This is a genomic window from Bifidobacterium sp. WK041_4_12 (assembly GCF_041080795.1).
GTDB classification, from domain to species: domain Bacteria; phylum Actinomycetota; class Actinomycetes; order Actinomycetales; family Bifidobacteriaceae; genus Bombiscardovia; species Bombiscardovia aquikefiricola.
Genome location: NZ_CP129674.1, coordinates 610,356 through 635,295 on the forward strand (window position 1 = coordinate 610,356; position 24,940 = coordinate 635,295).

Genomic DNA, 24,940 nt, shown 5'->3' on the forward strand with positions numbered 1-24,940 from the left:
TTATTTATGCATGTTACAAAGTAAGTTAGTGGACTCCCGACATTGCACTACAAAGGTGCTCGTCCACAGAAAAAGGCACGATATGACCCTCGTGCCTTGTGTGACAACCATCTGCAACAGCAGCATTCCTGCTTCAGTTCTCTTACTTCTCTGGAGCTGAAACGTCAGCCTTCTTTGCCTGGGCGATCAAGTCGTCCAGATCGGAGGCGCGGAGCGCTCCTGCCTGCTTGAAGATGATCTGACCCTTTTTCGTCACCATCAGAGTCGGCACGGCCTGAATGTCAGCTGCAGCCGCGAGCTCCTGGTTGGCATCGATATCGACCTTGCCGAAGGTGATGTCAGTATTGGATTCAGATGCCTTTTCGAAGATGGGCTCGAACGCCTTGCACGGACGGCACCAGGTTGCCCAGAAATCGACAAAGACAAGATCGTTGTCATTAATGGTGTGCTCGAAGTTCTGTGAAGTTACTGTCTGTGTTGCCATCGTAATTGCCTTTCATCTGCGGTGTTGCCTCCGCATGCTTAGTGTCATCACTCTAACAAGTGCGCTGATGTAGCACAATCTAGCTCACCCTCGGCTTATACGCTCTAGGCTCATTGCCATGACCCGACCTTGTCTTGGAAAGGCTTTGGTCATGTGCTGTACAGATAATGGGGCTATGCCAGTTTTACATGATGAGATTCCCGACGATGGCGACTTCGACGCCGATCGCAAGCGCGGTGAATTTGACCACATCACGCCTGAAGACTTTGTCAGCGGGGCCGACAACCCTCCAGGGTGGCTGGGGAGTGCGGACATCGACCGTGCCAGGCATCAGCTGCCGATTGCATATGTAGAGATTGTGCCGGTTCGTACCAACGAGTTCGGGCAGATCGAGCAGGTTGGTTCGCTGCTGCGCATGTGTGAGGATGGAGCGATAGAGCGCACGCTCATCACCGGCAGAGTGCTGTTCCATGAGTCGTTACGTGAGGCAATTGCCAGAAACATTGCCAAGGATCTTGGTGAACTTGCCCTGCCAATGATTCCGGTCAGCCTGCAGCCATTCACCGTTGCAGAATTCTTCCCCACTCCCGGTGTATCGGAATTTTATGACGCACGCCAGCATGCCATTTCGCTGTGCTATGTCATTCCGATTGCAGGGGATTGCAAGCCTCGTGACGAGACTCTGGATGTTGAATGGGTTGCTCCGTCCAACGTGGTGCTTGACCAATTCATCAGCCAGATGCCCAATGGCCATGGAAGAATCGTGCGGCAGGCGCTCGCATGGGCAGGTTCACAATCATGAGATACAACTGAACCATACAGTGGATGGATGTAGACGGGAGTATCACATATGACGATGACGATAGAAAACACCACGTATCGGGATGGTTTCGGCATTCCGCTGGTGCTGATTCATGCGTTCCCCATTGACCATCGCATGTGGGACGAGTGTGCACATGCAATCTGCGACCTTTCTGCTCTTAATGACGTGCCGCCATTCTCAATCTATGCCCCAGAGATGCCCGGAGCCGGAATGAGTGAGATACCGACCGCTGCAGCAAGCGGTCCAGCCGATCCAGATGGAGCATATCCGCAGGCATTGGAGCGCATGACGCAGGGGTATGCGGATCTGTTGAAGTCCTTGGGGCACACCAAGGCCATCTGGGTGGGACTGTCCATGGGCGGATACGTCGCACTCATGATGCAGAAGCTGCATCCTGAAATGGTTGCTGGAATTGCATTGTGCGATACCAAGGCACAAGGCGACACTGACCATAGTCGTGAAAAGAGACTGAACATAGCGCAGCAGTGTGAGAAGACGAACTCTATCGAACCGGTGATGGGCTTTGCACATGCCACGAAGAACGATTCATCGGTTAAGCAGTCGGCGGCATTCATCAGACGGTTCACCGCCTGGTTGAATGAGCAACGCCCGGAAGGTGTGGCATGGCGTGAGCGCATGGCAGCCGGACGACCGGATTTGAGCGATGTGCTGCCACAGATCACCGTTCCTGCTGCAATTGTGTCTGGAGAACTGGATCCTTCAAGCCCGCCGAAGTCCATGAAGGAGTTGCAGCGGGCAATGAGTTCGACCAGTGCAAGCTTTACCACCATTCAAGATTGCGGTCATTTCAGCGCAGTCGAACATCCCGAGCAGGTAGCTCGGGCGCTTCTCGATCTGGTAAGTAGGGTACATGACTGATCACATGTCTACAGACAACAATGAAAATGCACAATCCAGCAATGCATCCATGTTCGCGCCTTTGGCGCTGACTCAGGTTCTGCCATTTCTGCCGCTGGCGCAGGATGATGTCGACTATCAGGTAAACCGCAGGGATGACCCAGGGTTGATTGCCAGTCTGCTTGCAGATGATTCGACGCGTGTCATGCTGGTGCGCTCAGGCAAAGTCGCCATTCCTCAGGGGCAGGGAAAGCTCGTCGACTACGATGTTGCCAAGATTCGATTGACCATGCTGGCCGGAAGCTATGTGCGTGATCTCATACCGGAATCTTCATCGCAGCGCCAGACGAGCAAAGCAAGCAGCACAGGGCTGGATACTACAGGGCTGGATACCACGAGGCTGGATTCGCAATGCATCCCTATCTTCCTTGGTTCGCATGCAGGTCACTCCTATATTGCTCTTGACATTTCACGAAGCGCGATGGCTGCCGAGGTTCCGAACCCCAGGCATGGCAGTGTCGACGATGATTTCTTCGCCGACGCATCATCGAGATCCTCATCTGCTCGACCATCCATTCTCGAACTCGCACAGAGTCGCTGCGACTGGGTGGGATTGCGAGAATTCGCGCCACATGCGTCAAAGCTTGAGGCGGGGCTTGCCACCACAGCAGCAACGCTCTCCATGTGGCACAGAGCCGCGCACTACTGCCCGCATTGCGGTGCCGCCACCACCAGCGTCTTCTCTGGCTGGGCGCAGCGCTGCCAGAATGCGGCGGACGACAATCGAACCATATTCCCTAGGATCGAACCCGCCGTCATCACCGCAATCGTCGATGCACAGGATAGGTTGCTCCTGCAACATAACAGCGCATGGAAATCTGGATTCTATTCGGTCACCGCAGGCTTCGTAGAGGCAGGAGAGAACCTCGAACATGCGGCCCGACGTGAGGCATACGAGGAGACAGGAATAGAAATCTCCGATCTTACCTACACCGGTTCTCAGCCCTGGCCGTTCCCGTCTTCGTTGATGGTGTCGTTCAAGGGGTATGCTCGCGATACGTCAATCCATGTCGATGGTGTCGAAACGCAAAGCGCTCGCTGGGTAAGCAGGGACGAGTTCATTCGAGCACTTACCACCGGAGAAATGCAGGCTCCGGGCAAGGCGACCATCGCGCGATACATGATTGAGGAATGGTATGGAATGCCGTTCTAAACGGTGACATGTATCTTATACATAGCAGATAATTTAGCCGAAATGTGAAATTCGCAACATAAGGCATGCCAACTGCAATAATTGGGTTATATGGTGGCTTGTAACTCATTTTGCTAGTAGAATCAGCACGGCAAACGCAGCGAGTCCACGGCCACGAAAGTTGGAAGGCCACCGGTCAACCATCGAATGGGAATTGACGAGTACGAGACAAGCCGTCAACCAGATGAGATGAGCTGTGTGAGAGACATAGAAAGGCCCAGTATGTCAGATAACTGGTATGTTGACTCAGGTATTCCAGAACCACCTGTGCCACACGGGAATTCACGTAATGCTGCAAATGCCAAGTCCCATGCCAGCGATGATGTGCAGAGCACCATGCAGTTCTCGCCACTGCCTCCAGCAGCGCAGTTCACAGGGCCGTCCACAGCGCAGCCTGCTTCGGACGTGAATCTTTCACAGTTTGAGGATCGGTCAGACGAGGGTGCGGCCACATCTCACGGGCATGTGGGATTGATCGTTACCTTGGTACTGCTTTTCCTGCTGATAGCGGCAGCCGTTGGTGGATTCTTCGCGGCGCAATCCTATTTTTCGGATAAGGCGGCACCTGGTGTCATGTTCGGCAGTCGTAGTGTTGCCGGGCAGAATGCAGCTCAGCTGACCCAGACGGTTACGTCGGCCGTTTCCGATTCACGCGTTGAGGTTGCCGATAATACAGAGCACGATACAAAGGTAAGCCTGAAGGATTTGGGCGTGATGGTCAATGTCAAGGCGACCGTCAACAAGCTCTTGCAGGCAAAATCCTCTGCCGGAGCGTTGAGAATCAATCCATTCCAGCGACAGCAGGTTGCGCTCGTCTCTTCGACTGACGAGTCTGCCATGAGTGACTACCTCACCACCACATTCGTCCCACAGAATGAACGAGCCAAGGCTTCAACGGTCGCGTACGACAAGGAAACCAAGCAGTTCGTGGTCACCGTTGGCAGACAGGGCAAGGCCCCACAGCTTGCTACGGTAAAATCTGCGGTCGCACAGATCGTCAACAATCCTGGCTCGACTACTTCGGCTGCAATCACCTATGGCTCGGTGTCAATGCCAATCAGCGAGGATGCCGCTCGGCAGACTGCCGACACTGCCAACAAGCAAATCGACCAAAGCGTTGAAATCAACAACGGCGAGGGCAAGAGCTTCACCATTCCTGCCGATGTGCTCGCAACATGGATCAAGCCAACGAGCAACCTCGACAAAGGAACCGTGACGCTGCAATACGATCAGGATGCGATAAGCGCCTATCTACAGTCTGAACTTCCGAAGCAGCTCAATCAGGATCCTGTAACGCAGGAAGACATTACCAACGCGCAGGGCACCGTTTTGACAGTTACCACCAAGGGCGTCAACGGCGTCACCATCAACAACACCGATACCACGGCGCAGAAGGTGCTCGACAGCCTGACAAACGGTTCCACCCAAGCCATCACCGCCGAGACTTCAGTGGAGAAGTTCACAACCAATTCGCATGTCGCCGACTACACCAAGCCCAATGGTGACATGTGGATTGAAGTTGATCGCGCGAAGCAGATAGCAACGGTCTATAAGGGATCTACGCTGGTCAAAACCTTCAACGTTTGCACCGGCAAGGATGACACCCAGACTGACAGCGGCACCTACTACGTCAATATCAAGTACCAGACGCAGGATATGCGTGGCGCAGACTACTTCTCGCCCGGCGTCAAATGGATCAGCTACTTCAACGGTGGTGAAGGATTCCACTCTGCTCCTTGGAATCCGGTGGGCATCGCAACAGGTAATCCTGTGGCCTATGGCTCCCACGGCTGCGTCAATATGACGGCGGACGACGCCCAATGGGTCTTTGAGAATGCGGGAGTCGGCACGATGGTCAAGGTCATCGGAGCGCAGCCAACAGGAGCTGTTCGCTAGATTCGATAACCGTTTCAGCGGCTTAGCGAGGACTCACAGTGGTTGCACAGATCAGCAATGTGAAAGGTAGGAATAGTCGTGAGTGAAGAACAGAATGCACAGAATACGCAGAATCTTGATGTTCCTGAACATCTTCAATATTCACAGGACCATGTCTGGATTGACACTTCAACATCCCCGGCGGTTGTTGGCGTAACCGAATATGCACAGGATCAGCTTGGCGATTTGGTGTTCGTTGATCTTCCAGAAACCGGTGGACACGTTGAGGCAGGCGATGAGGTCCTTGAACTTGAATCCTCGAAGGCTGTCGAACCGCTTGTCAGCCCGGTTTCCGGCACGATCAAGTATGTAAACCGAGAGGCATCTGACGATCCCAGCGTCATCAACAATGATCCCTATGGCGAGGGATGGTTGCTTAAGATTGAACTCGATGACGACGAGCCTGATTTATTGAGCGCCGAGGACTACGCAAAAATCATCGCGGCATAACGCTCATCAGGGTGTAGCGACGACTCAGACTCGTTGCCTTGTGGGATCTGCATCACACAACTGTGTTTGAGAACAATCAAATTCAGTGAAATGTGTGGAGATTGTGTATGGTAGGGAGTATGGATACGCCCGACTTACCACCAATACGTGCGAGAAAGACTGCGAGTAGCTTTGACACGGTTTCTCCCCGCATGCGGATTGAACGTCAGCCGTTGCTGATTCAGATCGGCAGAAGGGTTCTGATCCATTCCTTCAACCTGTGGACACGTTTCTCCACGGCGGTCACGCGACAGCTTGATTGGTTCCCGCGCGTCGAGCCATATGTCGGCTATGGCACGGATTCCTACTCAAGGCTGATCTGCAGGACCATGCTCGCGCCTCAGCGCGGAAAATCCGGGGCTGCGGTTCGTGGCATCCGTACGTTGTTCACAGTCCCAGCACCCCATACGCGAGTCAAGATAAGCATCGACGGCAACCCTTTGCGCACGGTCCAGATCGGCGAATCCGAGCTTCACGACAGACCCGATTCCTCGAAGGAGCTCAGCAGCAAATACGCGTGGTCGGATACGCGTGGCTATCTGGATCTGCTCGCTCAGCATCACCTCACACCTGGAGTCCATAGCGTCTCATACAAGATTCGCGGACGGGCCCCGGTGTGCTCCGCGTTGTATACCATTCCCAGGGCAGCGGGAATCGGCGTTGTCTCGGATGTCGACGACACGATCATGGTCACCCAGGTGCCCACCATATGGAAGGCAGCGTATAACATGCTGCTTCTCAATCCAAGAAAGAGAATGTCGGTGCCCGGCATGAGCGTTCTCTATTCGAAGATTTCGGACATTTTCCCCGACGCTCCCTTCTTCTATCTCTCAACCTCACCATGGAACGTCGAAAGCTCCATCCGGCATTTCATCTCCTATCACGGCTTCCCATCTGGACCTCTGCTCCTACGCGACTTGGATCCTCGGCCAAAGAGCTTCATCCCTTCGGGAGTGCAGCATAAACTTGAGTTCATCGGCCAGCTCATGGCGGATTTTCCAGAAATGCGCTTCGTTCTCATTGGCGATGACGGACAGAAGGATCCAACCACATACGCAACCATTGCGAAACGGTATCCCGGCAGGATCATAGCCATTGGAATGCGTCAGCTCAGTCCCAAGGAGTCAGCTCTGCCTTCCCTGACCGGAATGACGACCACCCAGCCCATGCCGGAGACCGACATCCCCGTTTTCTACGGAACCACAGGTTCAAATCTGATGAAAACGCTGATTCCGTACCTCGCGCAGTCCCAAATGAGCGACAAACAATCGTGATTGCGAGTTTTGCGGCAATTCCAGAGTATAAAGCTGCGAAAACGGCAAAATCTGGTCGCCGTCACAGCGTTTTCAGGCTTGTCTACACGGCAATCGCCGCAAAACTCGCAATCACGATTTATAATCAACGCCTATGAGTGAATTTTCGAGACCAACAGCGCCAAAATCGCCTTCAACTCGCACCGCTGGAGGAAACAGCGTCATTGACAATTACTCGTGGATGAAAGATAAGGAAGCTGCAGAAACACAGGCTTTCGTGGCTGCAGAGAATGAATACTGCCAGCACGTGATGAAGCCTCTCGAATCGACGCGCAAGGAACTGTTCAACGAGTTGAAGTCTCGCATTCAGGAGACGGACATGTCCGTTCCACTGCGTTCGCACGGATACTGGTATTTTGCGCGAACCAGAGAAGGTCAGCAATACGCCGTCCAATGCAGAATTCCCGTTGCCAACGATGATGACTGGGATGTTCCTACCATCGACGAACAGGGTGAACCGGGTTCTCTTCCGGGTGAAGCCATAGTGTTCGACAGCAATGAAGAATCCCAAGGCCATGACTTCTTCCGAATCGGTGGCATGAGCATGAGTAACGACGGACGCTGGCTGCTCTACGGAGTCGATACCACCGGAAACGAACGTTACGACCTGTTCATACGCGATCTGAAAACCGGCGAAAACCTTGACGAAACGATTTCACAAGTCGCTGCAGGAGGACTGATAACACCGGATGGCGCATGGGTGTTCTATGTAACGGTAGACGATGCCTGGCGCCCGGATTCAGTGTGGCGGCACAAGGTAGGAACTCCTGTCAGCGACGATCAATGCGTCTGGCATGAAGCCGACGAACGCTTCTGGGTTGGCGTCGGTCTCAGTTTCGACGAGCGCCACATCATCATTGGAAGCAGCTCCAAAACAACAAGCGAGGTGCTGCTCCTCTCCGTTGACAACCCTGAGGGAGATTTCATTCCCTTCATCCCCAGGCACGAGGGCATCGAGTACGATGTCAGCTTCTCACGCTTTGAACACGCAGCCGATGACGGCTCTGACATTCCGGTTGCAGTGGTCTGCCACAATGTGTCGAACCCGAATTTTCAAATCAATATCATCGACATGCGCAGCCACAAGCCGCCATACCAGCTCGATGAAGGCGTGTGCATAGCGGCAGGAAGCACATACGGTTGCGAGCAGGGCGGAGAGTTTGCCAGCCAGCCCATCGATACGCCAGACTGGAATCCCGCAAACCCGCAGATTCTCCAAGGCGCTCGCGGCTTGAATATCGAAAGCCTCGACATCCATCAGCAATTCATTACCTTGGGTTACCGGGCCAATGGGCTGACCCATCTGGCGGCAATTACCAAACGTCAGGCAATTGAGGATTACACAGCGGGAAATCCTTGGCATTTCAAGGAGATTGAACCAGCTCCGATCGGCACCACAGCGGCGAATGCCAAAGGGCTGTTCTCGATTGGTACAGCGGGCAATCCTTCGTATGAAGCGCCTCGTCTGCGATATTCATTCTCGAGCTTCACCTATCCGGCCGAACTGCACGAAATTGATCCGGCCACAGGCTCTGACACGCTCCTGAAACAGGCGAAAGTACTGGGCGATTTTCATCCTGACGACTATGCAGAATGCCAGATTTGGGTGAAGACTCGCGATGCCACGAACGTTCCTGTGTCCCTGCTCTGGAAGAAGGGCAAGGTTCCCGCCTTGGATGCGCGCGGATATCAGGGCATGACTGACGTGCAGCTCACCGAAATCGACACAAGCTCAGACAGGCTCGATTCCCAAGGTGCAGCAGGTCGCGCGCCTATGTTCATCACGGGGTACGGTGCCTATGAAATCAGTTCCGATCCAGGGTTCTCGGTTTCGCGCCTGAGTCTGCTGGATCGCGGAGTGCTCTATGCTCTGCCTCACGTTCGCGGAGGCGGCGAAATGGGTCGTGCATGGTATGAGCAGGGGAGAAGACTCAACAAGAAGCATACCTTTGAGGATTTCATCGATGCCACAGCCGCATTGCAACGAGCAGGATTCGCCGATCCGCAGCACACCGTTGCCAATGGAGGTTCGGCAGGAGGGCTGCTGATGGGCGCGATTGCGAATATGGCTCCGCAGCTCTACGCAGGAATCGAGGCGGATGTTCCATTCGTCGATGCGCTGACCTCCATCCTTGATCCAAGCCTGCCACTGACAGTGACCGAATGGGATGAATGGGGCGATCCACTGCACGATCCGAAGGCATACGCATATATGAGGTCATATTCGCCATATGAGAACGTGCTCAGCGCTGCGGAACGTAGGCAACGTTTCGGGACTGAACATTTCCCGAACATCCTCATCACGACCTCGATGAACGATACTCGCGTGCTGTACGTAGAGCCACTGAAGTGGGCTGCGCGACTGAGCGAGAAGGAAGTGGGCGCCAAAGTCTGCGCAAAGATTGAAGTCGAAGCGGGACATGGCGGAACGACCGGGCGATACAAGCAGTGGGAGGAGCTCTGCTTTGAAGTTGCATGGTGCCTCTCCATGATGGGATGTGCGCCCAGCATCGACATGTGAGCTCCGCTGAAACGGCCATGAGCGCTGCGGTCCAGCGGTGGGCGGCCGGGGTTCGACGGTTCGACTGGCTCAACTTGCCCAACCAGCCTGATGTGCTCAACCAGCCCGACGCGCTCAACAAGTAAGCGCGTTCGAATCAAATCCAAATATTGATAACATTCTGTCCAATTGTCGGACGCAGACGATGGCCCTTATCCATTGTTGCCTATTGTCATGAGACATGACTCAAAGCGAGAAGACTCAAAGAACAGAACAATCGCCAACCAGCGCGTACAACATCGCCGTCATTCCAGGTGATGGCATCGGCAAGGAGATCATGCCCCACGTCCAGGCGGTTCTCGAAAAGGCGACCCAAGGCCTCGTGCACTTCAATTATGAGACCTTTGATCTGGGTGCCGAACGATATCTTCGCGATGGGTCCACGCTGCCGGATGACGAGCTGGAACGTATCAAGACCAAGGATGCCATTCTTCTTGGAGCGGTCGGCGATCCCCGCATCAAGGCAGGCATCATCGAGCGCGGTCTGTTGCTGAAACTTCGTTTTGCGCTCGATCAATACATCAACCTTCGCCCATCGAAGCTCTATGACGGGGTGAAGTCGCCGCTTGCCAATCCAGGGAACATCGATTTCGTCGTCGTTCGCGAAGGAACGGAAGGACTCTACGTCGGTGCCGGCGGCGCCATTCGTCGAGGAACTCCCCATGAAGTCGCAACCGAAGTGTCCATTAATACTGCATTCGGCGTCGAACGTGTGGTTCGCTATGCATTTGCGCTGGCGATGAAGCGTCGCAAGCATGTGACGCTGGTGCACAAGAAAAACGTGCTCACGAATGCCGGTGACATGTGGCAGCGCATCGTCGATGCCGTAGCGAAGGAGTTCCCCGAGGTTACGACCGACTATCAGCATGTTGATGCGGCGACCATATTCATCGTCACTGATCCGAGCCGCTTCGACGTGATCTTGACAGACAATCTCTTTGGCGACATCCTCACCGACGAGGCAGGTGCAGTAGTCGGAGGAGTCGGCTACTCAGCCTCAGCCAATATCAATGCTTCGAACGAATATCCTTCCATGTTCGAGCCCATACACGGATCGGCCCCTGACATTGCTGGCAAAGGCATCGCCAACCCAACCGCCGCGATACTCTCGACAGCTCTGATGCTGCGACACCTCGGCATCGATGCCCCTGCTGACCGGATCGAAGTCGCGGTCGAGGCCGATATCAAGGAATCCGCCACCGCACAACGTTTCACGGCTGAAGTAGGAGCCGATATTCTCGCAAGATTGTGACGTGATATCGAGTTTTGTTGCCTTTTTCAGATAGCTACCGCGTTTTTCGCATCATACCGGTCCGAAAACTCAGTGAATTCGGCATATATACTTCAAAAAGGCAACAAAACTCGAAATGCTGTTGCAGAAGGTGCGTTTCTCGTTCACTAGGATGAATGGTCACGGGCGTGTCGTCTGATAATCAGACGACACGCCCGGTTTATGTCAGGGGTACCTTGTGCTTTAATAGAGCAGTTGCCTGTTTTGGGCTCGCACTTTGTAATTAAAAAAGCGAGCGTGGCACAACGGTTGCGAAAGCGGTCGTTGCATGGTCACGCATTGATGTGGTTTGGCTCACTGAGCTTGTCTTGGTTTGCCTGCCTTCGATGCCCGTAGATAGGTTGTTAATCAGAATCAATCGCAAGAAAGGGCGGAAGGCAATGGCGGGACAGAAAATCCGCATCAGGCTTAAGTCCTATGACCATGAGGTCATCGACCAGTCGGCGAAGAAAATTGTCGAGACAGTGACGAATGCGGGTGCAACAGTTGTTGGCCCAGTTCCTCTGCCGACAGAGAAGAACGTATTCTGTGTCATCCGTTCTCCTCATAAATACAAGGATTCTCGCGAGCACTTTGAGATGCGCACACACAAGCGTCTCATCGATATCGTCGATCCCACACCTAAGGCTGTGGATTCATTGATGCATATCGACCTGCCCGCAGATGTCAATATCGAGATCAAGCTCTAGGGGGGAGGGAACCGTTATGACTGCACAGCAAGCACATCGCACTGCGCTACTTGGCAAGAAGCTAGGTATGTCGCAAGTCTGGGACGGAAACGGCTTCTTCGTTCCAGTGACTCTGGTGGACGTTTCCACCAACGTAGTTACCGCTGTCAAAACCGAAGCAACTGACGGCTATCACGCCGTTCAGATCGGTTATGGACAGATTGACCCACTCAAGGTGACCAAGCCACTCGCTGGTCATTTTGCCAAGGCTGGAGTCACTCCTCGTCGCCACCTCGTTGAGGTTCGCACCGAGGATGCCGACAATTACAAGCCAGGTCAAGAGCTGACCGTGGAACTGCTTCCGGAAGGCGCTCAGGTTGATGTCACAGGCACCAGCAAGGGCAAGGGCTTCGCAGGAACAATCAAGCGCTGGGGCTTCAAGTCCTATCGTCGTACCCACGGTTCACACAAAAACGAACGTCGCCCAGGTTCAGTTGGCGCATGCGCCACACCAGGCCGCATTCTCAAGGGCAAGCACATGGCTGGCCGTATGGGCAATGAAACTGCAACTACTTTGAATCTCACTGTCGTTTCTGCAGATTCAGCCAATGGAATCATCGCCGTCAAGGGCGCTGTTCCAGGGCCAAAGGGCAGCATCGTTCTCGTTCGTTCCGCAGTGAAGGGAGCCTGAAACCATGGCTAACATTTCTCTGAACGTCACCGATGCTTCGGGCAAGTCCACTGCAACCGTGGAAGCTCCTGAGGATCTGTTCGGAATTTCATCTGAAGATATCCAAGACCACATTCCGTTGGTGCACCAGGTAGTTGTGGCTCAGCTCGCAGCTGCTCGTCAGGGCACTCACGCCGTGAAGACTCGCTCCACCGTTTCCGGTGGAGGTCGCAAGCCATGGAAGCAGAAGGGAACCGGTCGCGCTCGTCAGGGTTCGATTCGTTCTCCACAATGGGCCGGTGGCGCAATCGTCCACGGACCAGTGCCTCGTGACTATTCACAGCGCACACCTAAGAAAATGAAGGCTGCGGCACTTCGCTACATGCTTTCTGACCGCGCAAATGCAGGTCGCGTGCACGTTGTTGATTTCGGTATCTCCGATACCCCATCGACGAAGACTGCGAGTGCAGTGCTGCTTCAGGTTGCCGAACAGCGTTTCGCAACCGTGGTTCTGGCACGTGAGAATGTCAACGAATGGCTTTCCGTAAGGAACCTGCCAACCGTGCATGTTCTCTTCGCAGATCAGCTCAACACATACGACGTGGTCACCGCTCAGGATCTCGTTTTCAGCAAGGATGGCTTCGATGCCTTCATCGCTGCGAAAACCGGTTCAGCGACCGCTGTCGCCAAGGAGGCCTGATTCTCATGTCAGCAATTCATAAGCCACTGCATGATGTCATCATTAAGCCAGTTGTTTCCGAGAAGAGCTATGCGAATTCAGATCGCGGCCAATACACATTCGTGGTTGCCCCGAATTCCAACAAGGTTCAGATCAAGCAGGCAATTGAGCAGATCTTCAATGTCAAGGTAACGAACGTCAACACCTTCAACCGTCGCGGCAAGACGCAGCGCACTCGTACCGGCCTTGGCCAGCGTGCGAACCAGAAGCGCGCCATCGTGAGCGTTGCTGAAGGTCAGACGATCGATATCTTCGGCAACTGAAGGCTAGCCGACAAAAGTTAGGAAGAACTACATTATGGCTATCCGCACATATAAGCCGACTACTGCGGGCCGTCGCAATGCGTCAGTTTCGGATTTCTCCGAAATCACGCGCTCGACGCCTGAGAAGTCGCTTCTGCGCAAACTAAGCAAGACTGGCGGTCGTAACTCATACGGCCGTATCACAAGCCGTCATCGTGGTGGCGGTCACAAGCGCCAGTATCGTCTCATCGATTTCAAGCGTTGGGACAAGGATGGCGTGCCAGCAACCGTTGCGCATATCGAATACGATCCGAATCGTTCGGCTCGCATTGCGCTGCTGCATTTCGCTGATGGTGAGAAGCGCTACATCGTAGCACCTGAAGGCATTAGCCAGGGTGATCGCATCGAGACCGGTGCACAGGCTGATATCAAGCCTGGCAACAACCTGCCTCTGCGCAATATCCCAACCGGTACCGTTGTTCACGCAATCGAGCTTCGTCCACTCGGTGGAGCGAAGATTGCCCGTTCAGCAGGTGCTGCCGTTCAGCTGGTCGCCAAGGATGGTGCTTTCGCTCAGTTGCGCATGCCATCTGGAGAAATCAGAAACGTGGATGCACGTTGCCGCGCAACGATCGGTGAGGTCGGTAACTCCGATCATGCCAATCTTGAGTTGGGTAAGGCCGGACGTGCACGCTGGGTAGGCAAGCGTCCTATCACACGTGGTGAATCAATGAATCCTGTAGACCATCCACATGGTGGTCGTACGCGCGGTGGCAAGCCGCCGGTTTCGCCTTGGGGCAAGGGTGAGGTTCGTACACGTCATCCTAAGAAGGCTTCGAACAAGATGATTGTTCGTCGTCGCACCAGTGGCAAGAACCGCAAGTAAGGGAGTGTCGAAAAGATGACTCGAAGCATCAAGAAGGGCCCATTCGTCGACGCCCACTTGCAGAAGAAAGTCGACGAGCAGAACGACAAGGGTACGAAGAACGTTATCAAGACATGGTCACGCAGGTCGATGATCACTCCTGATTTCATCGGACACACTTTCGCTGTTCACGATGGTCGTAAGCATGTTCCGGTGTTCGTCACCGAGGCTATGGTCGGTCACAAGCTCGGTGAGTTTGCACCAACCCGCACCTTCAAGGGGCATGTGAAGGACGATAAGAAAGTACGCCGCTGAGGCGAGGAAGAGTAGAGACACATGGAAGCTAAAGCAATCGCTCGTCACGTACGCGTGACGCCGCGCAAAGCTCGCCGCATGGTCAACCTCATCCGAGGCAAGCAGGCGACAGAGGCTGTGACCATTCTCAAATTCGCTCCACAGGATGCGGCGGTTCCCGTTCGCAAGGCTCTGGAGAGTGCAATTGCGAATGCCCGCGTCAAGGCTGACAAGGCCAACGAGGCATTCCACGAGAACAATCTCGTGATCACTGAGACTTATGTTGATGAGGGCGTTACATTGAAGCGTTTCCGTGCTCGTGCACAGGGCCGCGCAGCGCGCATCAACAAGAGGACCAGTCACATCACCGTGGTAGTGGCCGACAAGGAAGGAGCCCGATAATGGGACAGAAGATTAACCCGTTCGGGTATCGACTCGGCATTACCGAGGATCATCGCAGCAAGTGGTTCTCGGACTCCAACAAGTCCGGCGAACGCTACCGTGATTTCGTTCTCGAAGATGACAAGATCCGCAAGGTCATGAACAAGGATCTCGAGCGCGCAGGCGTGTCCCGCGTGATCATCGAGCGCACCCGTGACCGCGTTCGCGTTGACATCCACACTGCACGTCCAGGTATCGTCATTGGACGTCGTGGTGCGGAAGCAGAGCGCGTTCGTGCAAAGATCGAGAAGCTGACCGGCAAACAGGTTCAGCTCAATATCTTCGAAGTCAAGAATGCAACATTGGATGCTCAGCTTGTAGCTCAGGGCATTGCGGAGCAGCTCACCAACCGTGTGACCTTCCGCCGTGCAATGCGCAAGGCTCAGCAGGACGCCATGCGTGCAGGAGCCAAGGGTATTCGAATCAAGCTTTCCGGCCGTCTCGGCGGAGCTGAAATGAGCCGTTCAGAGTTCTATCGCGAAGGCCGCGTGCCTCTGCAGACTCTGCGTGCGCTCATCGATTACGGATTCTTTGAAGCTCGTACCACCTATGGCCGCATCGGTGTCAAGGTTTGGATTTACAAGGGTGACATGACCGAGCGCGAGTTCGAAGAGCAGCAGGCTCAGCAGGGTGGCCGTCAAGGCCGTCGTGGTGACCGTCGCCCACGTAGAGGCTCTCGTCAGTCAGAAGGCCGCGGTCAGCAGGCTCAGCAGAACGCCGCTCCGCAAGCTGCTCAGGCTCAGCCTGCAGCAGCTGCCGCACCTGCGACAACAGAAGCAAAGGAGTGAGCTGATGCTTATCCCAAAGAGAACAAAGTATCGCAAGCAGCAACGCCCGACTCGTCGGGGAATGTCTAAGGGTGGAAACGAAATCGCTTTCGGCGATTACGGAATCCAGGCTCTTGCTCCTGCTTATGTCACCAACCGTCAGATTGAGGCGTCGCGTATCGCCATGACCCGTTACATCAAGCGTGGCGGTCGTGTGTGGATCACGATCTTCCCTGATCGTCCACTCACCAAGCACGCGCTGGGAGCTCGAATGGGTTCCGGTAAGGGTGTGCCTGAGTTCTGGATCGCTAACGTTCACCCAGGTCGCGTCATGTTCGAGATCGGTGGCGTTACCGAGGATGTCGCTCGCGAGGCTCTGCGCCGTGCAATCGACAAATTACCAATGAAATGCAGAATTATCGCTCGTGAAGGCGGTGACATCTGATGTCAGTCGGAACAGCTGAATATACAATCAAGACCCTCGGCGAGAAGACCAACGCGGAAATCGAAGGCTTCCTCAAGAAGTCCAAGGAAGAGCTCTTCAACCTGCGCTTCCAAGCCGCAACCGGTCAGCTCGACAACCAGACTAGGATCAAGGCAGTCAAGCATGATATCGCAAGAATGTACACCATTCTTCGCGAACGCGAACTTGGCATCAGCCCTATCCCTGCTGAGGGTGACAACACCGCTAGTGAAGCTGAGGAGAAGTAAGCATGGCTGAAAAGCAAGAGCGTAACTTCCGCAAGGTTCGTCGTGGATACGTCGTGTCTGAAACTATGGACAAGACCATCACCGTCGAGCTCGAGCAGCGTTCGACCCACCCGCTGTATGGCAAGGTCGTGCGTTCCACTCGTAAGGTCAAGGTTCATGACGAGAAGAATGATGCTCACTTGGGTGATCTCGTGAGTATCATGGAAACTCGTCCACTGAGCAAGACCAAGCGTTGGCGTCTCGAATCAATCGTCGAGCGCGCTAAGTAAACAAGTTCGGCAAGGCTCCGTGCACACCGCCTCATCGCAAGTGGTGTGCAGGGAGAACCAGCTCGGCTAAGGAGAATCAATGATTCAGCAGGAATCGCGGCTTCATGTCGCCGACAACACGGGTGCCAAGGAGATCTTGGCCATCCGAGTGCTCGGTGGATCGAAGCGACGCTATGCCGGCATCGGCGATGTTATCGTCGCCTCCGTCAAGGATGCCATTCCCGGAGGGTCGGTCAAGAAGGGCGAAGTGGTCAAGGCCGTTATCGTCCGTACAGTAAAGGAACACCGTCGTCCAGACGGCTCCTACATTAAATTCGATGAGAATGCAGCTGTTATCCTCGGTTCAGGTCGTGAACCTCGTGGTACGCGTATTTTCGGGCCGGTCGGTCGTGAGCTCCGTGATAGGCGCTTCATGAAGATCGTGTCTCTCGCACCGGAGGTGATCTGAGATGGTAGCGAAGATCAAAACAGGCGACCAAGTCAAGGTTATTCGTGGCAAGGATCGCGGCAAAGAGGGCAAGGTAACCAGTATTCTCAGCAATGATCGTCTCATTGTCGAGGGTGTGCAGATTGTCAAGAAGCATGTTCGTGCAACCCAGCAGGGTCAGCAGTCAGGCATCGTTTCGGTTGAAGCCCCAATTCATCGTTCAAACGTCATGATCGTCGATCCAGAGACCAAGGCACCTACCCGCGTAGGCATCAAGGTCTCGCAAGAGGCACGTGACGGTAAAGTCAAGACTTTGCGCACACGCGTTGCAAAGAAGTCAGGAAAGGAGCTGGCATGAGCGAAACAACATCAACTGCTGTCGAAGCACCTGCAGTTCCACGTCTCAAGAAGCAATACAACGAGGCCATCGTTCCTGAGCTCGAGAAGGAATTCAAGTATTCCAACCCGATGCGCGTTGCACGTCTTGAGAAGATCGTCGTCTCCATGGGGGTCGGAGCCGCAGCACGTGACTCGAAGCTCATCGAAGGCGCAATCGAGGATCTCACCGCAATCACCGGTCAGAAGCCAAAGGTCACCAAGGCCAAGAAGTCTGTCGCACAGTTCCATCTGCGTGAAGGTCAGGCCATCGGTGCATACGTGACGCTTCGCGGCGACCGCATGTGGGAGTTCCTTGATCGTCTGCTCACCCTTGCTCTGCCAAGAATCCGCGATTTCCGTGGTATCAGCAGCAAGCAATTCGATGGCAACGGCAATTATAACTTTGGTCTCACAGAACAGTCGATGTTCCATGAGATTGATCCAGACGAGATTGATCACCAGCGTGGTATGGACATCACCGTTGTCACCACCACGAAGGTAGACGCGGAAGCTCGCGTGCTCCTGAAGCACCTCGGCTTCCCCTTCAAGGAGAACTGATATGGCAAAAACCGCTCTTAAGAACAAAGCGGCCGCAAAGCCCAAGTTCAAGGTGCGTGACTATACACGTTGCCAGGTTTGCGGTCGTCCCCACTCCGTCTATCGCAAATTCGGCCTGTGCCGCATCTGCCTTCGCGAGAAGGCCCACCGTGGTGAACTGCCCGGAGTTACGAAGTCCAGTTGGTAAACATCGACGCTGAAGGTCCGCGGCTCACCGGAATCAATTCTGGTGGGCGGCGGAAACCACGGCGAGGAAGGGCATAAGCCCACATGACAATGACAGATCCAATCGCAGACATGCTTACGCGTCTGCGCAATGCGAGTGCGGCAAAACACGACACCGTTCAAATGCCGTATTCAAAATTCAAGGCGAATATCGCCCAGATTCTTCAGCGTGAAGGATTTATCTCAGATTACTCGGCAAAAGAGGCCAAGGTCGGTCAGACCCTTGAGGTGACACTCAAGTACGGTCCAACGGGAGAGCGTAGCCTTCAGGGCATTAAGCGCGTTTCCAAGCCAGGCCTTCGTCGTTATGCAAAGTCCGATTCACTCCCCATGCCTTTGGGTGGTCTCGGCATTGCAATCATTTCGACAAGTGCCGGATTGCTGACACAAAAGGAATGCCTCGACCGGGGCATCGGCGGCGAAATCGTCGCCTACGTTTGGTGAGAAAGGAGAGCTAACTCATGGCATCACATATTGGTAAGCTCCCTATCGCCGTTCCGGCTGGCGTCGAAGTCGCGATCAAGGGACAGGAATTCACTGCTAAGGGCTCCAAGGGCACCGATTCTTACACTATTCCAGAAGGCATTACTGGAAAGTTTGAAGACGGTACCATCACGTTGGAAGCTTCTGACGATCTGCGTCCAACCCGTGCAAACCACGGATTGAGCCGCTCGATCATCGCCTCAATGGTTCAGGGTGTTCACGAGGGCTTCACCAAGCACTTGATGATCATCGGAACCGGTTACCGCGTGGTCGCCAAGGGCAAGGGCCTCGAGTTCTTCCTTGGATACTCGCACACCATCACGGTTGATCCTCCGGAAGGCATCACTTTCGAGCTGCCTAACGCCAACGAGGTCATCGTGCATGGAACGGACAAGCAGGCTGTTGGCCAGGTTGCTGCAAACATCCGCAAGCTCCGCGCTCCCGAACCTTACAAGGGCAAGGGAATCAAATATGATAACGAACACATCATTCGCAAGGCTGGAAAGGCTGGTAAGTAACCATGACAGTCAAGATTTTCGGTAAGGGTAAGAGCGTTGCTCGTATCCGCCGTCATGCACGCCTGCGCAAGAGTGTGGTGGGAACGGCGACACGTCCGCGTCTCGTCATTACCCGTTCGAACCGCAACATGATCGCTCAGATCGTTGATGATTCCAAGGGTCTGACTCTGGTCAGCGAATCCACACTGATGTCCGATTTCTCTGATTTCAAGGGAAGCAAGACTGAGGCTGCCAAGAAAGTCGGCGAATTGGTTGCGAAGAAGGCTCAGGACAAGGGTATTTCCGAGGTAGTCTTCGACCGTGGCGGCAACAAGTATCATGGACGCGTCGCAGCTGTTGCAGACGGAGCCCGTGAGGGAGGTTTGGCACTGTGAGCGACAACCAGAATACTAAGGAAACCAAGGCAACTGAGGAAACTCAGGCAGCCCAGGGTTCATCGAGCAACAATGACAGCCGTAACGACAACCGCAATGATGACCGCCGTGGTCGTCGTGGCGGACGCGGTGAAGGACGTCGTGGTGAGGGCCGTCGCGGTCGCAAGGATCGTGATGACAACCGTGACGAACTGCTCGACCGCGTCGTTACCATCAACCGTGTGGCAAAGGTTCACAAGGGTGGTCGTACCTTTAGCTTCGCAGCTCTCGTAGTTGTTGGCGATGGCAAGGGCACCGTGGGCGTTGGCTATGGCAAGTCCCGTGAGGTTCCTGCTGCAATCGCCAAGGGTCAGTTGGACGCAAAGAAGAACATGTTCACCGTTCCACGCGTTCGCGGTACTGTGACACATCCTGTTATCGGTCATGAGGCAGCAGGTACCGTACTGCTTCGTCCGGCCGCTCCAGGAACCGGCGTTATCGCCGGTGGTCCAGTCCGTGCAGTCCTTGAATGCGCTGGAATCACCGACATTCTGAGCAAGTCGATGGGATCCGCAACGGCCATCAACATGGTTCGAGCAACTGTCGCAGCTTTGCAGCAGCTTGAAGAGCCAGAGGAGATCGCGTCACGCCGTGGTCTGACGGTCGAGCAGGTCGCTCCTGACGCGCTGCTTCGTGCACGCGCCGAAGGCATTGCTGAGGCTCGCAAGGAGCGCGAAGAGGCAAAGGCCAAGGCTGCTGCCGCTGAGCAGAAAGATGGTGAGTGATGACTAAGCAAATCAAGATCACACTTGTCAAGGGCCTTGTCAATCAGACAGCTCGTCAGAAGAACAACGTTCTTTCGCTCGGTCTGCACAAGATCGGTCAGAGCGTCGTTCGTGAAGACACGCCTGTATATCGTGGCATGGCACATGCTGTTCGTCACCTGGTCACCGTTGAGGAGGTGGACTGATTATGGCTTCTACAACTGAAGCAACAACTTCCACAGAAGATACCAAGTCGGGCGATGCAAGCATCATTCAGATGCATGATCTTCGTCCAGCAGCGGGTGCGAAGAAGAACAAGACTCGTGTAGGCCGTGGTGAAGGTTCAAAGGGTAAGACCTCTGGACGTGGAACCAAGGGCACCAAGGCTCGCTATCAGGTCCGTCCAGGATTTGAAGGCGGCCAGCTGCCTCTCTACATGCGTCTGCCAAAGCTCCGCGGTTTCAAGAACCCATTCAAGAAGCAGTTCCAGGTCGTCAATGTTGGCGCTCTTGCCGAACTCTTCCCGAAGGGTGGAGACGTTACCGTTGAGGCACTCGTGAACAAGGGCGCTGTGCGCCCAGGATACCCGGTAAAGGTTCTCGGCGACGGAGACATTTCCGCAGCCCTCACCATCAAGGGTGTTAAGGTTTCGGCTTCGGCCAAGACCAAGATTGAAACTGCCGGAGGTTCCGTTTCCGAAGACTGATGCAGTCATCGGGGATGAACATTGAGGTGGTCATTGGCCCTCCCCAGGTTGGGGAGGGCCATTTTTTATTAGGTGTATGTGTGTTATTCAGAACTTTCGGCTAGACTCGTACACTAGTGTGTCGGTGCATCATGCGCTGTGCGTTCAGAATGCTTTAGGAGGATCCAGGTGCGGACGCTAATTCAGGCTTTTAGGACGAAGGAGTTGAGGAATAAAATCCTCTTCGTCATCGCAATCATTATCGTCTATCGCATAGGGTCGTTCATACCTACACCTGGCGTTGACTACAAGGTCGTGCAGCAGTGCATCACATCGACAGGCAGCGAAGACTTCATCGGTCTCGTAAACCTCTTCTCGGGTGGCGCACTCCTGCAGCTTTCCATCTTCGCGCTGGGCATCATGCCGTACATCACCGCGTCCATCGTGGTGCAGCTGCTTCGCGTGGTGATTCCTCGATTCGAGGCGCTGCATAAAGAGGGGCAGTCAGGCGAGGCCAAGCTCACGCAGTACACCCGTTATATGACCATCGGTCTGGCTGTGCTGCAGTCCACGACGATTCTGGTCACCGCACGTTCGGGCGCACTGTTCAACTATGCCTGCACCGGCCAGGTCATTCCTGACTCCTCCCCATGGAACCTTGTCGTCATGATTCTGATCATGACAGGTGGCACGGGCCTGATCATGTGGATGGCTGAGCTTATCACCGAGAAGGGCATCGGCAATGGTATGTCAGTGCTTATCTTCATGTCTATTTGCTCTGGATTCCTTCCACAGCTCTGGGCCATCGGCTGGGGCACCACTGGCAAGAACGGTAACTGGACCAAGTTCGGCATCATCACTGGCGTACTGATCGTCATTCTCGTGTTCGTCGTCTATGTGGAACTCGCGCAGCGTCGCATTCCCGTGCAATATACGCGCCGCATGATTGGACGTAAGCAGTATGGCGGTTCATCAACCTATCTGCCGTTGAAGATCAACATGTCGGGTGTTATTCCGCCAATCTTTGCTTCTTCGATTCTTGCAATTCCAACGCTTCTCGCACAGTTCGGCAACTCCAAGCAGAGCTGGGTGTCATGGATTAACGCGAACCTCGCGAATACGACATCAGTCTGGTACATCGGCCTGTATGCGCTGATGATTGTGTTCTTCTGCTTCTTCTATACGTCGATCACCTTCAACCCAGACGAAACTGCAGACAACATGAAGGAATACGGTGGTTTCATTCCAGGCATTCGCGCAGGTCGCGCAACCAGCCAGTACCTGAACTATGTCATGAACCGTCTGAACACGGTCGGTGCCGTCTACCTGCTCTTCGTCGCCCTGATTCCTACGGTTCTGATCATGAGCATGAAGCTTGGAACCAAGCTTCCATTCGGTGGCACCACGATTCTGATTATCGCGGGCGTCGGTTTGGATACGCTTCGTCAAGCCAAGGCTCAGACCGAGCAGTTCCAATATGCCGGCTTCCTCTTCGAGGATACCGACCATAAAGAAGGCTGATTGTCCAATGCCTCGGCAGGAGTTGCCGAGGCATTATTGTATATACACCGGTGCGTGTACGCTTCAATCGCCCGTTCATGTGTAACAGCAATGACAACATAAAAGGAAAACAATGAGACTACTGATTATGGGACCTCAAGGCGTTGGCAAGGGAACTCAGGCTGCGCTGTTGAGCAAGAACCTCGATATTCCGGCCATTTCCACAGGTGATATTTTCCGCTACAACCTGAAGAATGAAACGCCTCTCGGGCTTGAGGCCAAGGCATTCATCGATAAGGGACTTCTGGTTCCAGATGAGCTGACCAACAAGATTGTCAAAGATCGTCTTGCGATGGATGATGCCAAAAATGGTTGGATTCTCGATGGTTACCCACGCAATGAGTCTCAGGTTGAGGCTCTTGATGTAATGCTCAAGGAATTGGGAACTCCACTCGACCATGCCATTGCGTTGAACGCAGATCGCAGCGTTCTGATGGAACGCATGCAGAAGCGTGCCGAAATCGAAGGTCGCGCAGACGATACCCCTGAGATCATCGCCAAGCGTCTTGATGTATATGCGCACGAAACCGCACCGCTTATCGATATCTATCGAAACCGTGGTCTGCTTGTAGAAATCGACAGCACCGGCGGCATTGAAAGCATCTCCAAGAACATTCTTGCAGCCCTTCGGTAGCAAGTAATCGAGTTTTGCGGCAATGCTGAAGTAGAAGAGGCATATTTTCGCGAAATGACGGCTAGAAATCGCTAAAAAACTATGGTTCTACTTCAGGATTGCCGCAAAACTCACCTTGTTGAACTCTACGACTGGTGTAGCGAGCGACAATAATCAAAACTTGAGTCGCATAGACTCAATTATTTATCTCTCGGTAAAATCTGGGAACAATCAACCCCTGCTATCTATTGTCAGAAGTGAACGGCAAGAAAAGGAATCCGAAAGGGTTTCGAGAGTGGCAAGCATCCACAGCCCGCGATTCAAGAAATGATCGTTGAGCTGATTGAGCGAGCAACTCCTCACAGAGTAAGATACAAGGAGTATTGATTATGGCTATGTTTCCTGCTTTGATGAATGATTCTATCTTTAGTGACTTGTTTGACGATCCTATCTTCTCAGCTTGGAATGGAAATCGCACTGCAAACTCGGTAGTTCCTGAAGGAATGTCCAATGCAACCATGATGAGCACGGATGTGCAGGACAAGGATGGTAACTACCTCGTCGACATTGATCTTCCAGGCTTCAAGAAGGAAGACATCAGCATTCAACTCGAAAATGGATACCTTACAGTCTCTGCAAAGCGCGAAGGATCAAAGGAAGACAAGGACACGGATGGCAAGTGGCTGCGTCGTGAACGTTATGCAGGTTCTTGCTCCCGCAACTTCTACATCGGCGATGGTGTGAAGGAATCCGACATTCATGCAAAGTTCGAGGATGGCACCTTGCATCTGGAGGTTCCGAAGGCACAAACTCCGAAAGTCGAGCCACGTCATAATATCGCCATCGAGGGCTGAAGCACAGTACAGAGATTACAGGGTTGAGGCACCTCGTTCTCAACTACGTTTTCTACGCCGATTAATCCGAGAACGTCGACAGAGCTGAAACTGGAATCATAAGGGTAGCAACCGTGAAGAAGCGGTTGCTACCCTTTTTTATGTATCTCGACTGAGTGATATGGGTTGCATTAATCTTCGCTGAGTTTTCTGCTTCACAGAATCTTCGCAGCCGTAGGGCTGCTCATCAGGCCTAGTGGATGCACACCGTGCACCCACTTTCACGGCCTGACACGCCGAAGGTGAAATATTCTCTATATCTGGTATATTTGCAATTTGGTGTGTCTTCGGACATGACATAGTAATTCATCCATAGAACGGATAGGGGCTCATGGCAAAAGACGGTGTGATTGAAGTCGAAGGTCGGGTTGTTGAGGCATTGCCTAACGCGATGTTCAGGGTCGAGCTTGAGAACAAACACATTGTACTCGCCACGATTTCAGGGAAAGTGCGAAAGAATTATATCCGCATCCTTCCACAGGATCGTGTCGTGCTTGAAATGAGTCCATATGATCTCAACCGTGGACGTATTACGTACCGTTACAAGTAAGGTACAAGCAAAGGAAAACCATGAAGGTCAGCCCTAGTGTGAAGAGAATCTGCGAGAATTGCCGCGTGATTCGTCGTCACGGCCGCGTCATGGTGATCTGCTCCAATCCGCGCCATAAGCAGCGCCAAGGCTGAGCAGATTTCCAGCGGCATAACAGAAAAGGCGCTAAGCCACAGCGAGCGGGCAGTCACAGGAATCGAATCTCTTAAGGATTCGGTTCGACACGGACTAGTCACACAGCTGAACCCCGAGTACGTAGGCT

35 protein-coding genes are annotated in these 24,940 nt (G+C 53.8%); 34 read left to right on the forward strand and 1 reads right to left on the reverse strand.

The annotated features are described in order from the left end of the window. Window positions 1-142: 142 nt before the first annotated feature. On the reverse strand, window positions 143-484 hold the full coding sequence (gene trxA, locus QN215_RS02620) for a thioredoxin (protein ID WP_369344582.1): 342 nt from the start codon (window positions 482-484) through the stop codon (window positions 143-145). A gap of 175 nt (window positions 485-659) precedes the next feature. Between trxA and QN215_RS02625 the strand changes: the two genes are divergently transcribed. From QN215_RS02625 to rpmJ, 34 genes are all read left to right on the forward strand, one after another. After that, complete coding sequence (locus QN215_RS02625; RefSeq protein WP_369344583.1) at window positions 660-1,286, forward strand: NUDIX hydrolase family protein; 627 nt, start codon at window positions 660-662, stop codon at window positions 1,284-1,286. 48 nt (window positions 1,287-1,334) lie between these two features. Further along, a complete protein-coding gene (locus QN215_RS02630) occupies window positions 1,335-2,186 on the forward strand; it encodes an alpha/beta fold hydrolase (protein WP_369344584.1) in 852 nt (283 codons plus the stop codon). Window positions 2,187-2,235: 49 nt separating this feature from the next. Then, complete coding sequence (gene nudC / locus QN215_RS02635) at window positions 2,236-3,378, forward strand: NAD(+) diphosphatase (RefSeq protein ID WP_369345040.1); 1,143 nt, start codon at window positions 2,236-2,238, stop codon at window positions 3,376-3,378. A 261-nt stretch (window positions 3,379-3,639) separates the two neighbouring features. Further along, window positions 3,640-5,313, forward strand: coding sequence for a L,D-transpeptidase family protein (locus QN215_RS02640; protein WP_369344585.1), 1,674 nt, complete (start codon window positions 3,640-3,642; stop codon window positions 5,311-5,313). Between the two features lie 78 nt (window positions 5,314-5,391). Then, window positions 5,392-5,802: a glycine cleavage system protein GcvH gene (gene gcvH / locus QN215_RS02645; RefSeq protein ID WP_369344586.1), complete on the forward strand. Its 411-nt coding sequence runs from the start codon at window positions 5,392-5,394 to the stop codon at window positions 5,800-5,802. 107 nt (window positions 5,803-5,909) lie between these two features. Next, on the forward strand, window positions 5,910-7,115 hold the full coding sequence (locus tag QN215_RS02650) for an App1 family protein (RefSeq protein WP_369344587.1): 1,206 nt from the start codon (window positions 5,910-5,912) through the stop codon (window positions 7,113-7,115). A gap of 133 nt (window positions 7,116-7,248) precedes the next feature. Beyond that, complete coding sequence (locus QN215_RS02655) at window positions 7,249-9,675, forward strand: S9 family peptidase (protein ID WP_369344589.1); 2,427 nt, start codon at window positions 7,249-7,251, stop codon at window positions 9,673-9,675. A gap of 220 nt (window positions 9,676-9,895) precedes the next feature. After that, window positions 9,896-10,966, forward strand: a complete 1,071-nt coding sequence (locus tag QN215_RS02660; RefSeq protein ID WP_369344590.1) for a 3-isopropylmalate dehydrogenase — start codon at window positions 9,896-9,898, stop codon at window positions 10,964-10,966. A 419-nt stretch (window positions 10,967-11,385) separates the two neighbouring features. Beyond that, on the forward strand, window positions 11,386-11,694 hold the full coding sequence (gene rpsJ, locus QN215_RS02665; protein WP_003827292.1) for a 30S ribosomal protein S10: 309 nt from the start codon (window positions 11,386-11,388) through the stop codon (window positions 11,692-11,694). A 16-nt stretch (window positions 11,695-11,710) separates the two neighbouring features. Next, on the forward strand, window positions 11,711-12,364 hold the full coding sequence (gene rplC / locus QN215_RS02670; RefSeq protein WP_369344591.1) for a 50S ribosomal protein L3: 654 nt from the start codon (window positions 11,711-11,713) through the stop codon (window positions 12,362-12,364). 4 nt (window positions 12,365-12,368) lie between these two features. Beyond that, on the forward strand, window positions 12,369-13,043 hold the full coding sequence (gene rplD, locus QN215_RS02675) for a 50S ribosomal protein L4 (RefSeq protein ID WP_369344592.1): 675 nt from the start codon (window positions 12,369-12,371) through the stop codon (window positions 13,041-13,043). A 5-nt stretch (window positions 13,044-13,048) separates the two neighbouring features. Beyond that, window positions 13,049-13,345 (forward strand): 50S ribosomal protein L23, encoded by a 297-nt coding sequence (gene rplW, locus QN215_RS02680; protein ID WP_369344593.1) that lies wholly within the window; start codon window positions 13,049-13,051, stop codon window positions 13,343-13,345. A gap of 34 nt (window positions 13,346-13,379) precedes the next feature. Then, a complete protein-coding gene (gene rplB, locus QN215_RS02685; protein ID WP_369344594.1) occupies window positions 13,380-14,210 on the forward strand; it encodes a 50S ribosomal protein L2 in 831 nt (276 codons plus the stop codon). Between the two features lie 15 nt (window positions 14,211-14,225). Further along, entirely contained in the window at window positions 14,226-14,504 is a 279-nt protein-coding gene (rpsS, locus tag QN215_RS02690; protein ID WP_369344595.1) for a 30S ribosomal protein S19, read from the forward strand. A 21-nt stretch (window positions 14,505-14,525) separates the two neighbouring features. Beyond that, window positions 14,526-14,885, forward strand: coding sequence for a 50S ribosomal protein L22 (gene rplV / locus QN215_RS02695; protein WP_369344596.1), 360 nt, complete (start codon window positions 14,526-14,528; stop codon window positions 14,883-14,885). Then, complete coding sequence (gene rpsC / locus QN215_RS02700) at window positions 14,885-15,712, forward strand: 30S ribosomal protein S3 (protein WP_369344597.1); 828 nt, start codon at window positions 14,885-14,887, stop codon at window positions 15,710-15,712. Before rplV ends, rpsC begins: the two co-directional genes overlap by 1 nt. Window positions 15,713-15,716: 4 nt before the next feature. Beyond that, window positions 15,717-16,136 carry a 50S ribosomal protein L16 gene (gene rplP / locus QN215_RS02705; protein ID WP_094694450.1) on the forward strand — a complete coding sequence of 140 codons (420 nt, stop codon included), beginning with the start codon at window positions 15,717-15,719 and terminating at the stop codon, window positions 16,134-16,136. Beyond that, on the forward strand, window positions 16,136-16,402 hold the full coding sequence (rpmC, locus tag QN215_RS02710) for a 50S ribosomal protein L29 (RefSeq protein ID WP_369344598.1): 267 nt from the start codon (window positions 16,136-16,138) through the stop codon (window positions 16,400-16,402). Before rplP ends, rpmC begins: the two co-directional genes overlap by 1 nt. A 2-nt stretch (window positions 16,403-16,404) precedes the next feature. Continuing rightward, window positions 16,405-16,671: a 30S ribosomal protein S17 gene (rpsQ, locus tag QN215_RS02715; protein WP_094694446.1), complete on the forward strand. Its 267-nt coding sequence runs from the start codon at window positions 16,405-16,407 to the stop codon at window positions 16,669-16,671. A 79-nt stretch (window positions 16,672-16,750) separates the two neighbouring features. Beyond that, complete coding sequence (gene rplN, locus QN215_RS02720; protein WP_094694444.1) at window positions 16,751-17,119, forward strand: 50S ribosomal protein L14; 369 nt, start codon at window positions 16,751-16,753, stop codon at window positions 17,117-17,119. Between the two features lies 1 nt (window position 17,120). Further along, window positions 17,121-17,456, forward strand: coding sequence for a 50S ribosomal protein L24 (gene rplX, locus QN215_RS02725; protein ID WP_369344599.1), 336 nt, complete (start codon window positions 17,121-17,123; stop codon window positions 17,454-17,456). Beyond that, window positions 17,453-18,034, forward strand: a complete 582-nt coding sequence (gene rplE / locus QN215_RS02730) for a 50S ribosomal protein L5 (protein ID WP_369344600.1) — start codon at window positions 17,453-17,455, stop codon at window positions 18,032-18,034. Before rplX ends, rplE begins: the two co-directional genes overlap by 4 nt. Before the next feature lies 1 nt (window position 18,035). After that, window positions 18,036-18,221 (forward strand): type Z 30S ribosomal protein S14, encoded by a 186-nt coding sequence (locus QN215_RS02735; protein ID WP_094694439.1) that lies wholly within the window; start codon window positions 18,036-18,038, stop codon window positions 18,219-18,221. An 83-nt stretch (window positions 18,222-18,304) separates the two neighbouring features. After that, window positions 18,305-18,703, forward strand: a complete 399-nt coding sequence (rpsH, locus tag QN215_RS02740) for a 30S ribosomal protein S8 (RefSeq protein WP_369344601.1) — start codon at window positions 18,305-18,307, stop codon at window positions 18,701-18,703. A 17-nt stretch (window positions 18,704-18,720) separates the two neighbouring features. Then, a complete protein-coding gene (rplF, locus tag QN215_RS02745) occupies window positions 18,721-19,260 on the forward strand; it encodes a 50S ribosomal protein L6 (RefSeq protein ID WP_369344602.1) in 540 nt (179 codons plus the stop codon). Between the two features lie 2 nt (window positions 19,261-19,262). After that, window positions 19,263-19,634, forward strand: a complete 372-nt coding sequence (rplR, locus tag QN215_RS02750; RefSeq protein ID WP_369344603.1) for a 50S ribosomal protein L18 — start codon at window positions 19,263-19,265, stop codon at window positions 19,632-19,634. Further along, window positions 19,631-20,398 carry a 30S ribosomal protein S5 gene (rpsE, locus tag QN215_RS02755; RefSeq protein WP_369344604.1) on the forward strand — a complete coding sequence of 256 codons (768 nt, stop codon included), beginning with the start codon at window positions 19,631-19,633 and terminating at the stop codon, window positions 20,396-20,398. Before rplR ends, rpsE begins: the two co-directional genes overlap by 4 nt. Next, complete coding sequence (gene rpmD / locus QN215_RS02760; protein ID WP_369344605.1) at window positions 20,398-20,583, forward strand: 50S ribosomal protein L30; 186 nt, start codon at window positions 20,398-20,400, stop codon at window positions 20,581-20,583. The genes rpsE and rpmD overlap by 1 nt, the downstream gene beginning before the upstream one ends. Window positions 20,584-20,654: 71 nt before the next feature. After that, window positions 20,655-21,083, forward strand: coding sequence for a 50S ribosomal protein L15 (rplO, locus tag QN215_RS02765; protein WP_404978512.1), 429 nt, complete (start codon window positions 20,655-20,657; stop codon window positions 21,081-21,083). 168 nt (window positions 21,084-21,251) lie between these two features. Further along, the gene (gene secY, locus QN215_RS02770) at window positions 21,252-22,583 is read left to right on the forward strand and encodes a preprotein translocase subunit SecY (protein WP_369344607.1); all 1,332 of its coding nucleotides are present in this window, start codon (window positions 21,252-21,254) and stop codon (window positions 22,581-22,583) included. Between the two features lie 112 nt (window positions 22,584-22,695). Continuing rightward, complete coding sequence (locus tag QN215_RS02775; protein WP_369344608.1) at window positions 22,696-23,256, forward strand: adenylate kinase; 561 nt, start codon at window positions 22,696-22,698, stop codon at window positions 23,254-23,256. A gap of 368 nt (window positions 23,257-23,624) precedes the next feature. After that, entirely contained in the window at window positions 23,625-24,089 is a 465-nt protein-coding gene (locus QN215_RS02780; RefSeq protein ID WP_369344609.1) for an Hsp20/alpha crystallin family protein, read from the forward strand. 370 nt (window positions 24,090-24,459) lie between these two features. Further along, window positions 24,460-24,678, forward strand: coding sequence for a translation initiation factor IF-1 (infA, locus tag QN215_RS02785; RefSeq protein ID WP_094694400.1), 219 nt, complete (start codon window positions 24,460-24,462; stop codon window positions 24,676-24,678). 20 nt (window positions 24,679-24,698) lie between these two features. Next, window positions 24,699-24,812, forward strand: coding sequence for a 50S ribosomal protein L36 (gene rpmJ / locus QN215_RS02790; protein ID WP_043164480.1), 114 nt, complete (start codon window positions 24,699-24,701; stop codon window positions 24,810-24,812). The last annotated feature ends 128 nt before the right edge of the window (window positions 24,813-24,940 follow it).

What these genes read in the sequence shown, in the direction of transcription:
- nudC (WP_369345040.1), top strand. Translation starts at nt 2,236, where the DNA reads ATGTTCGCGCCTTTGGCGCTGACTCAGGTTCTGCCATTTCTGCCGCTG.
- rpmC (WP_369344598.1), top strand. Translation starts at nt 16,136, where the DNA reads ATGTCAGTCGGAACAGCTGAATATACAATCAAGACCCTCGGCGAGAAG.
- rpsQ (WP_094694446.1), top strand. Translation starts at nt 16,405, where the DNA reads ATGGCTGAAAAGCAAGAGCGTAACTTCCGCAAGGTTCGTCGTGGATAC.
- infA (WP_094694400.1), top strand. Translation starts at nt 24,460, where the DNA reads ATGGCAAAAGACGGTGTGATTGAAGTCGAAGGTCGGGTTGTTGAGGCA.
- QN215_RS02655 (WP_369344589.1), top strand. Translation starts at nt 7,249, where the DNA reads ATGAGTGAATTTTCGAGACCAACAGCGCCAAAATCGCCTTCAACTCGC.
- rplV (WP_369344596.1), top strand. Translation starts at nt 14,526, where the DNA reads ATGGAAGCTAAAGCAATCGCTCGTCACGTACGCGTGACGCCGCGCAAA.
- QN215_RS02650 (WP_369344587.1), top strand. Translation starts at nt 5,910, where the DNA reads ATGGTAGGGAGTATGGATACGCCCGACTTACCACCAATACGTGCGAGA.
- rplF (WP_369344602.1), top strand. Translation starts at nt 18,721, where the DNA reads ATGGCATCACATATTGGTAAGCTCCCTATCGCCGTTCCGGCTGGCGTC.
- trxA (WP_369344582.1), bottom strand. Translation starts at nt 484, where the DNA reads ATGGCAACACAGACAGTAACTTCACAGAACTTCGAGCACACCATTAAT.
- rplX (WP_369344599.1), top strand. Translation starts at nt 17,121, where the DNA reads ATGGTAGCGAAGATCAAAACAGGCGACCAAGTCAAGGTTATTCGTGGC.
- rplC (WP_369344591.1), top strand. Translation starts at nt 11,711, where the DNA reads ATGACTGCACAGCAAGCACATCGCACTGCGCTACTTGGCAAGAAGCTA.
- QN215_RS02630 (WP_369344584.1), top strand. Translation starts at nt 1,335, where the DNA reads ATGACGATGACGATAGAAAACACCACGTATCGGGATGGTTTCGGCATT.
- rplE (WP_369344600.1), top strand. Translation starts at nt 17,453, where the DNA reads ATGAGCGAAACAACATCAACTGCTGTCGAAGCACCTGCAGTTCCACGT.
- rplP (WP_094694450.1), top strand. Translation starts at nt 15,717, where the DNA reads ATGCTTATCCCAAAGAGAACAAAGTATCGCAAGCAGCAACGCCCGACT.
- rpsC (WP_369344597.1), top strand. Translation starts at nt 14,885, where the DNA reads ATGGGACAGAAGATTAACCCGTTCGGGTATCGACTCGGCATTACCGAG.
- rplR (WP_369344603.1), top strand. Translation starts at nt 19,263, where the DNA reads ATGACAGTCAAGATTTTCGGTAAGGGTAAGAGCGTTGCTCGTATCCGC.
- QN215_RS02735 (WP_094694439.1), top strand. Translation starts at nt 18,036, where the DNA reads ATGGCAAAAACCGCTCTTAAGAACAAAGCGGCCGCAAAGCCCAAGTTC.
- rplB (WP_369344594.1), top strand. Translation starts at nt 13,380, where the DNA reads ATGGCTATCCGCACATATAAGCCGACTACTGCGGGCCGTCGCAATGCG.
- rplD (WP_369344592.1), top strand. Translation starts at nt 12,369, where the DNA reads ATGGCTAACATTTCTCTGAACGTCACCGATGCTTCGGGCAAGTCCACT.
- QN215_RS02660 (WP_369344590.1), top strand. Translation starts at nt 9,896, where the DNA reads ATGACTCAAAGCGAGAAGACTCAAAGAACAGAACAATCGCCAACCAGC.
- QN215_RS02780 (WP_369344609.1), top strand. Translation starts at nt 23,625, where the DNA reads ATGGCTATGTTTCCTGCTTTGATGAATGATTCTATCTTTAGTGACTTG.
- rplN (WP_094694444.1), top strand. Translation starts at nt 16,751, where the DNA reads ATGATTCAGCAGGAATCGCGGCTTCATGTCGCCGACAACACGGGTGCC.
- rplW (WP_369344593.1), top strand. Translation starts at nt 13,049, where the DNA reads ATGTCAGCAATTCATAAGCCACTGCATGATGTCATCATTAAGCCAGTT.
- rpsS (WP_369344595.1), top strand. Translation starts at nt 14,226, where the DNA reads ATGACTCGAAGCATCAAGAAGGGCCCATTCGTCGACGCCCACTTGCAG.
- QN215_RS02640 (WP_369344585.1), top strand. Translation starts at nt 3,640, where the DNA reads ATGTCAGATAACTGGTATGTTGACTCAGGTATTCCAGAACCACCTGTG.
- rplO (WP_404978512.1), top strand. Translation starts at nt 20,655, where the DNA reads ATGCATGATCTTCGTCCAGCAGCGGGTGCGAAGAAGAACAAGACTCGT.
- rpmD (WP_369344605.1), top strand. Translation starts at nt 20,398, where the DNA reads ATGACTAAGCAAATCAAGATCACACTTGTCAAGGGCCTTGTCAATCAG.
- QN215_RS02625 (WP_369344583.1), top strand. Translation starts at nt 660, where the DNA reads ATGCCAGTTTTACATGATGAGATTCCCGACGATGGCGACTTCGACGCC.
- QN215_RS02775 (WP_369344608.1), top strand. Translation starts at nt 22,696, where the DNA reads ATGAGACTACTGATTATGGGACCTCAAGGCGTTGGCAAGGGAACTCAG.
- rpsJ (WP_003827292.1), top strand. Translation starts at nt 11,386, where the DNA reads ATGGCGGGACAGAAAATCCGCATCAGGCTTAAGTCCTATGACCATGAG.
- rpsH (WP_369344601.1), top strand. Translation starts at nt 18,305, where the DNA reads ATGACAATGACAGATCCAATCGCAGACATGCTTACGCGTCTGCGCAAT.
- rpmJ (WP_043164480.1), top strand. Translation starts at nt 24,699, where the DNA reads ATGAAGGTCAGCCCTAGTGTGAAGAGAATCTGCGAGAATTGCCGCGTG.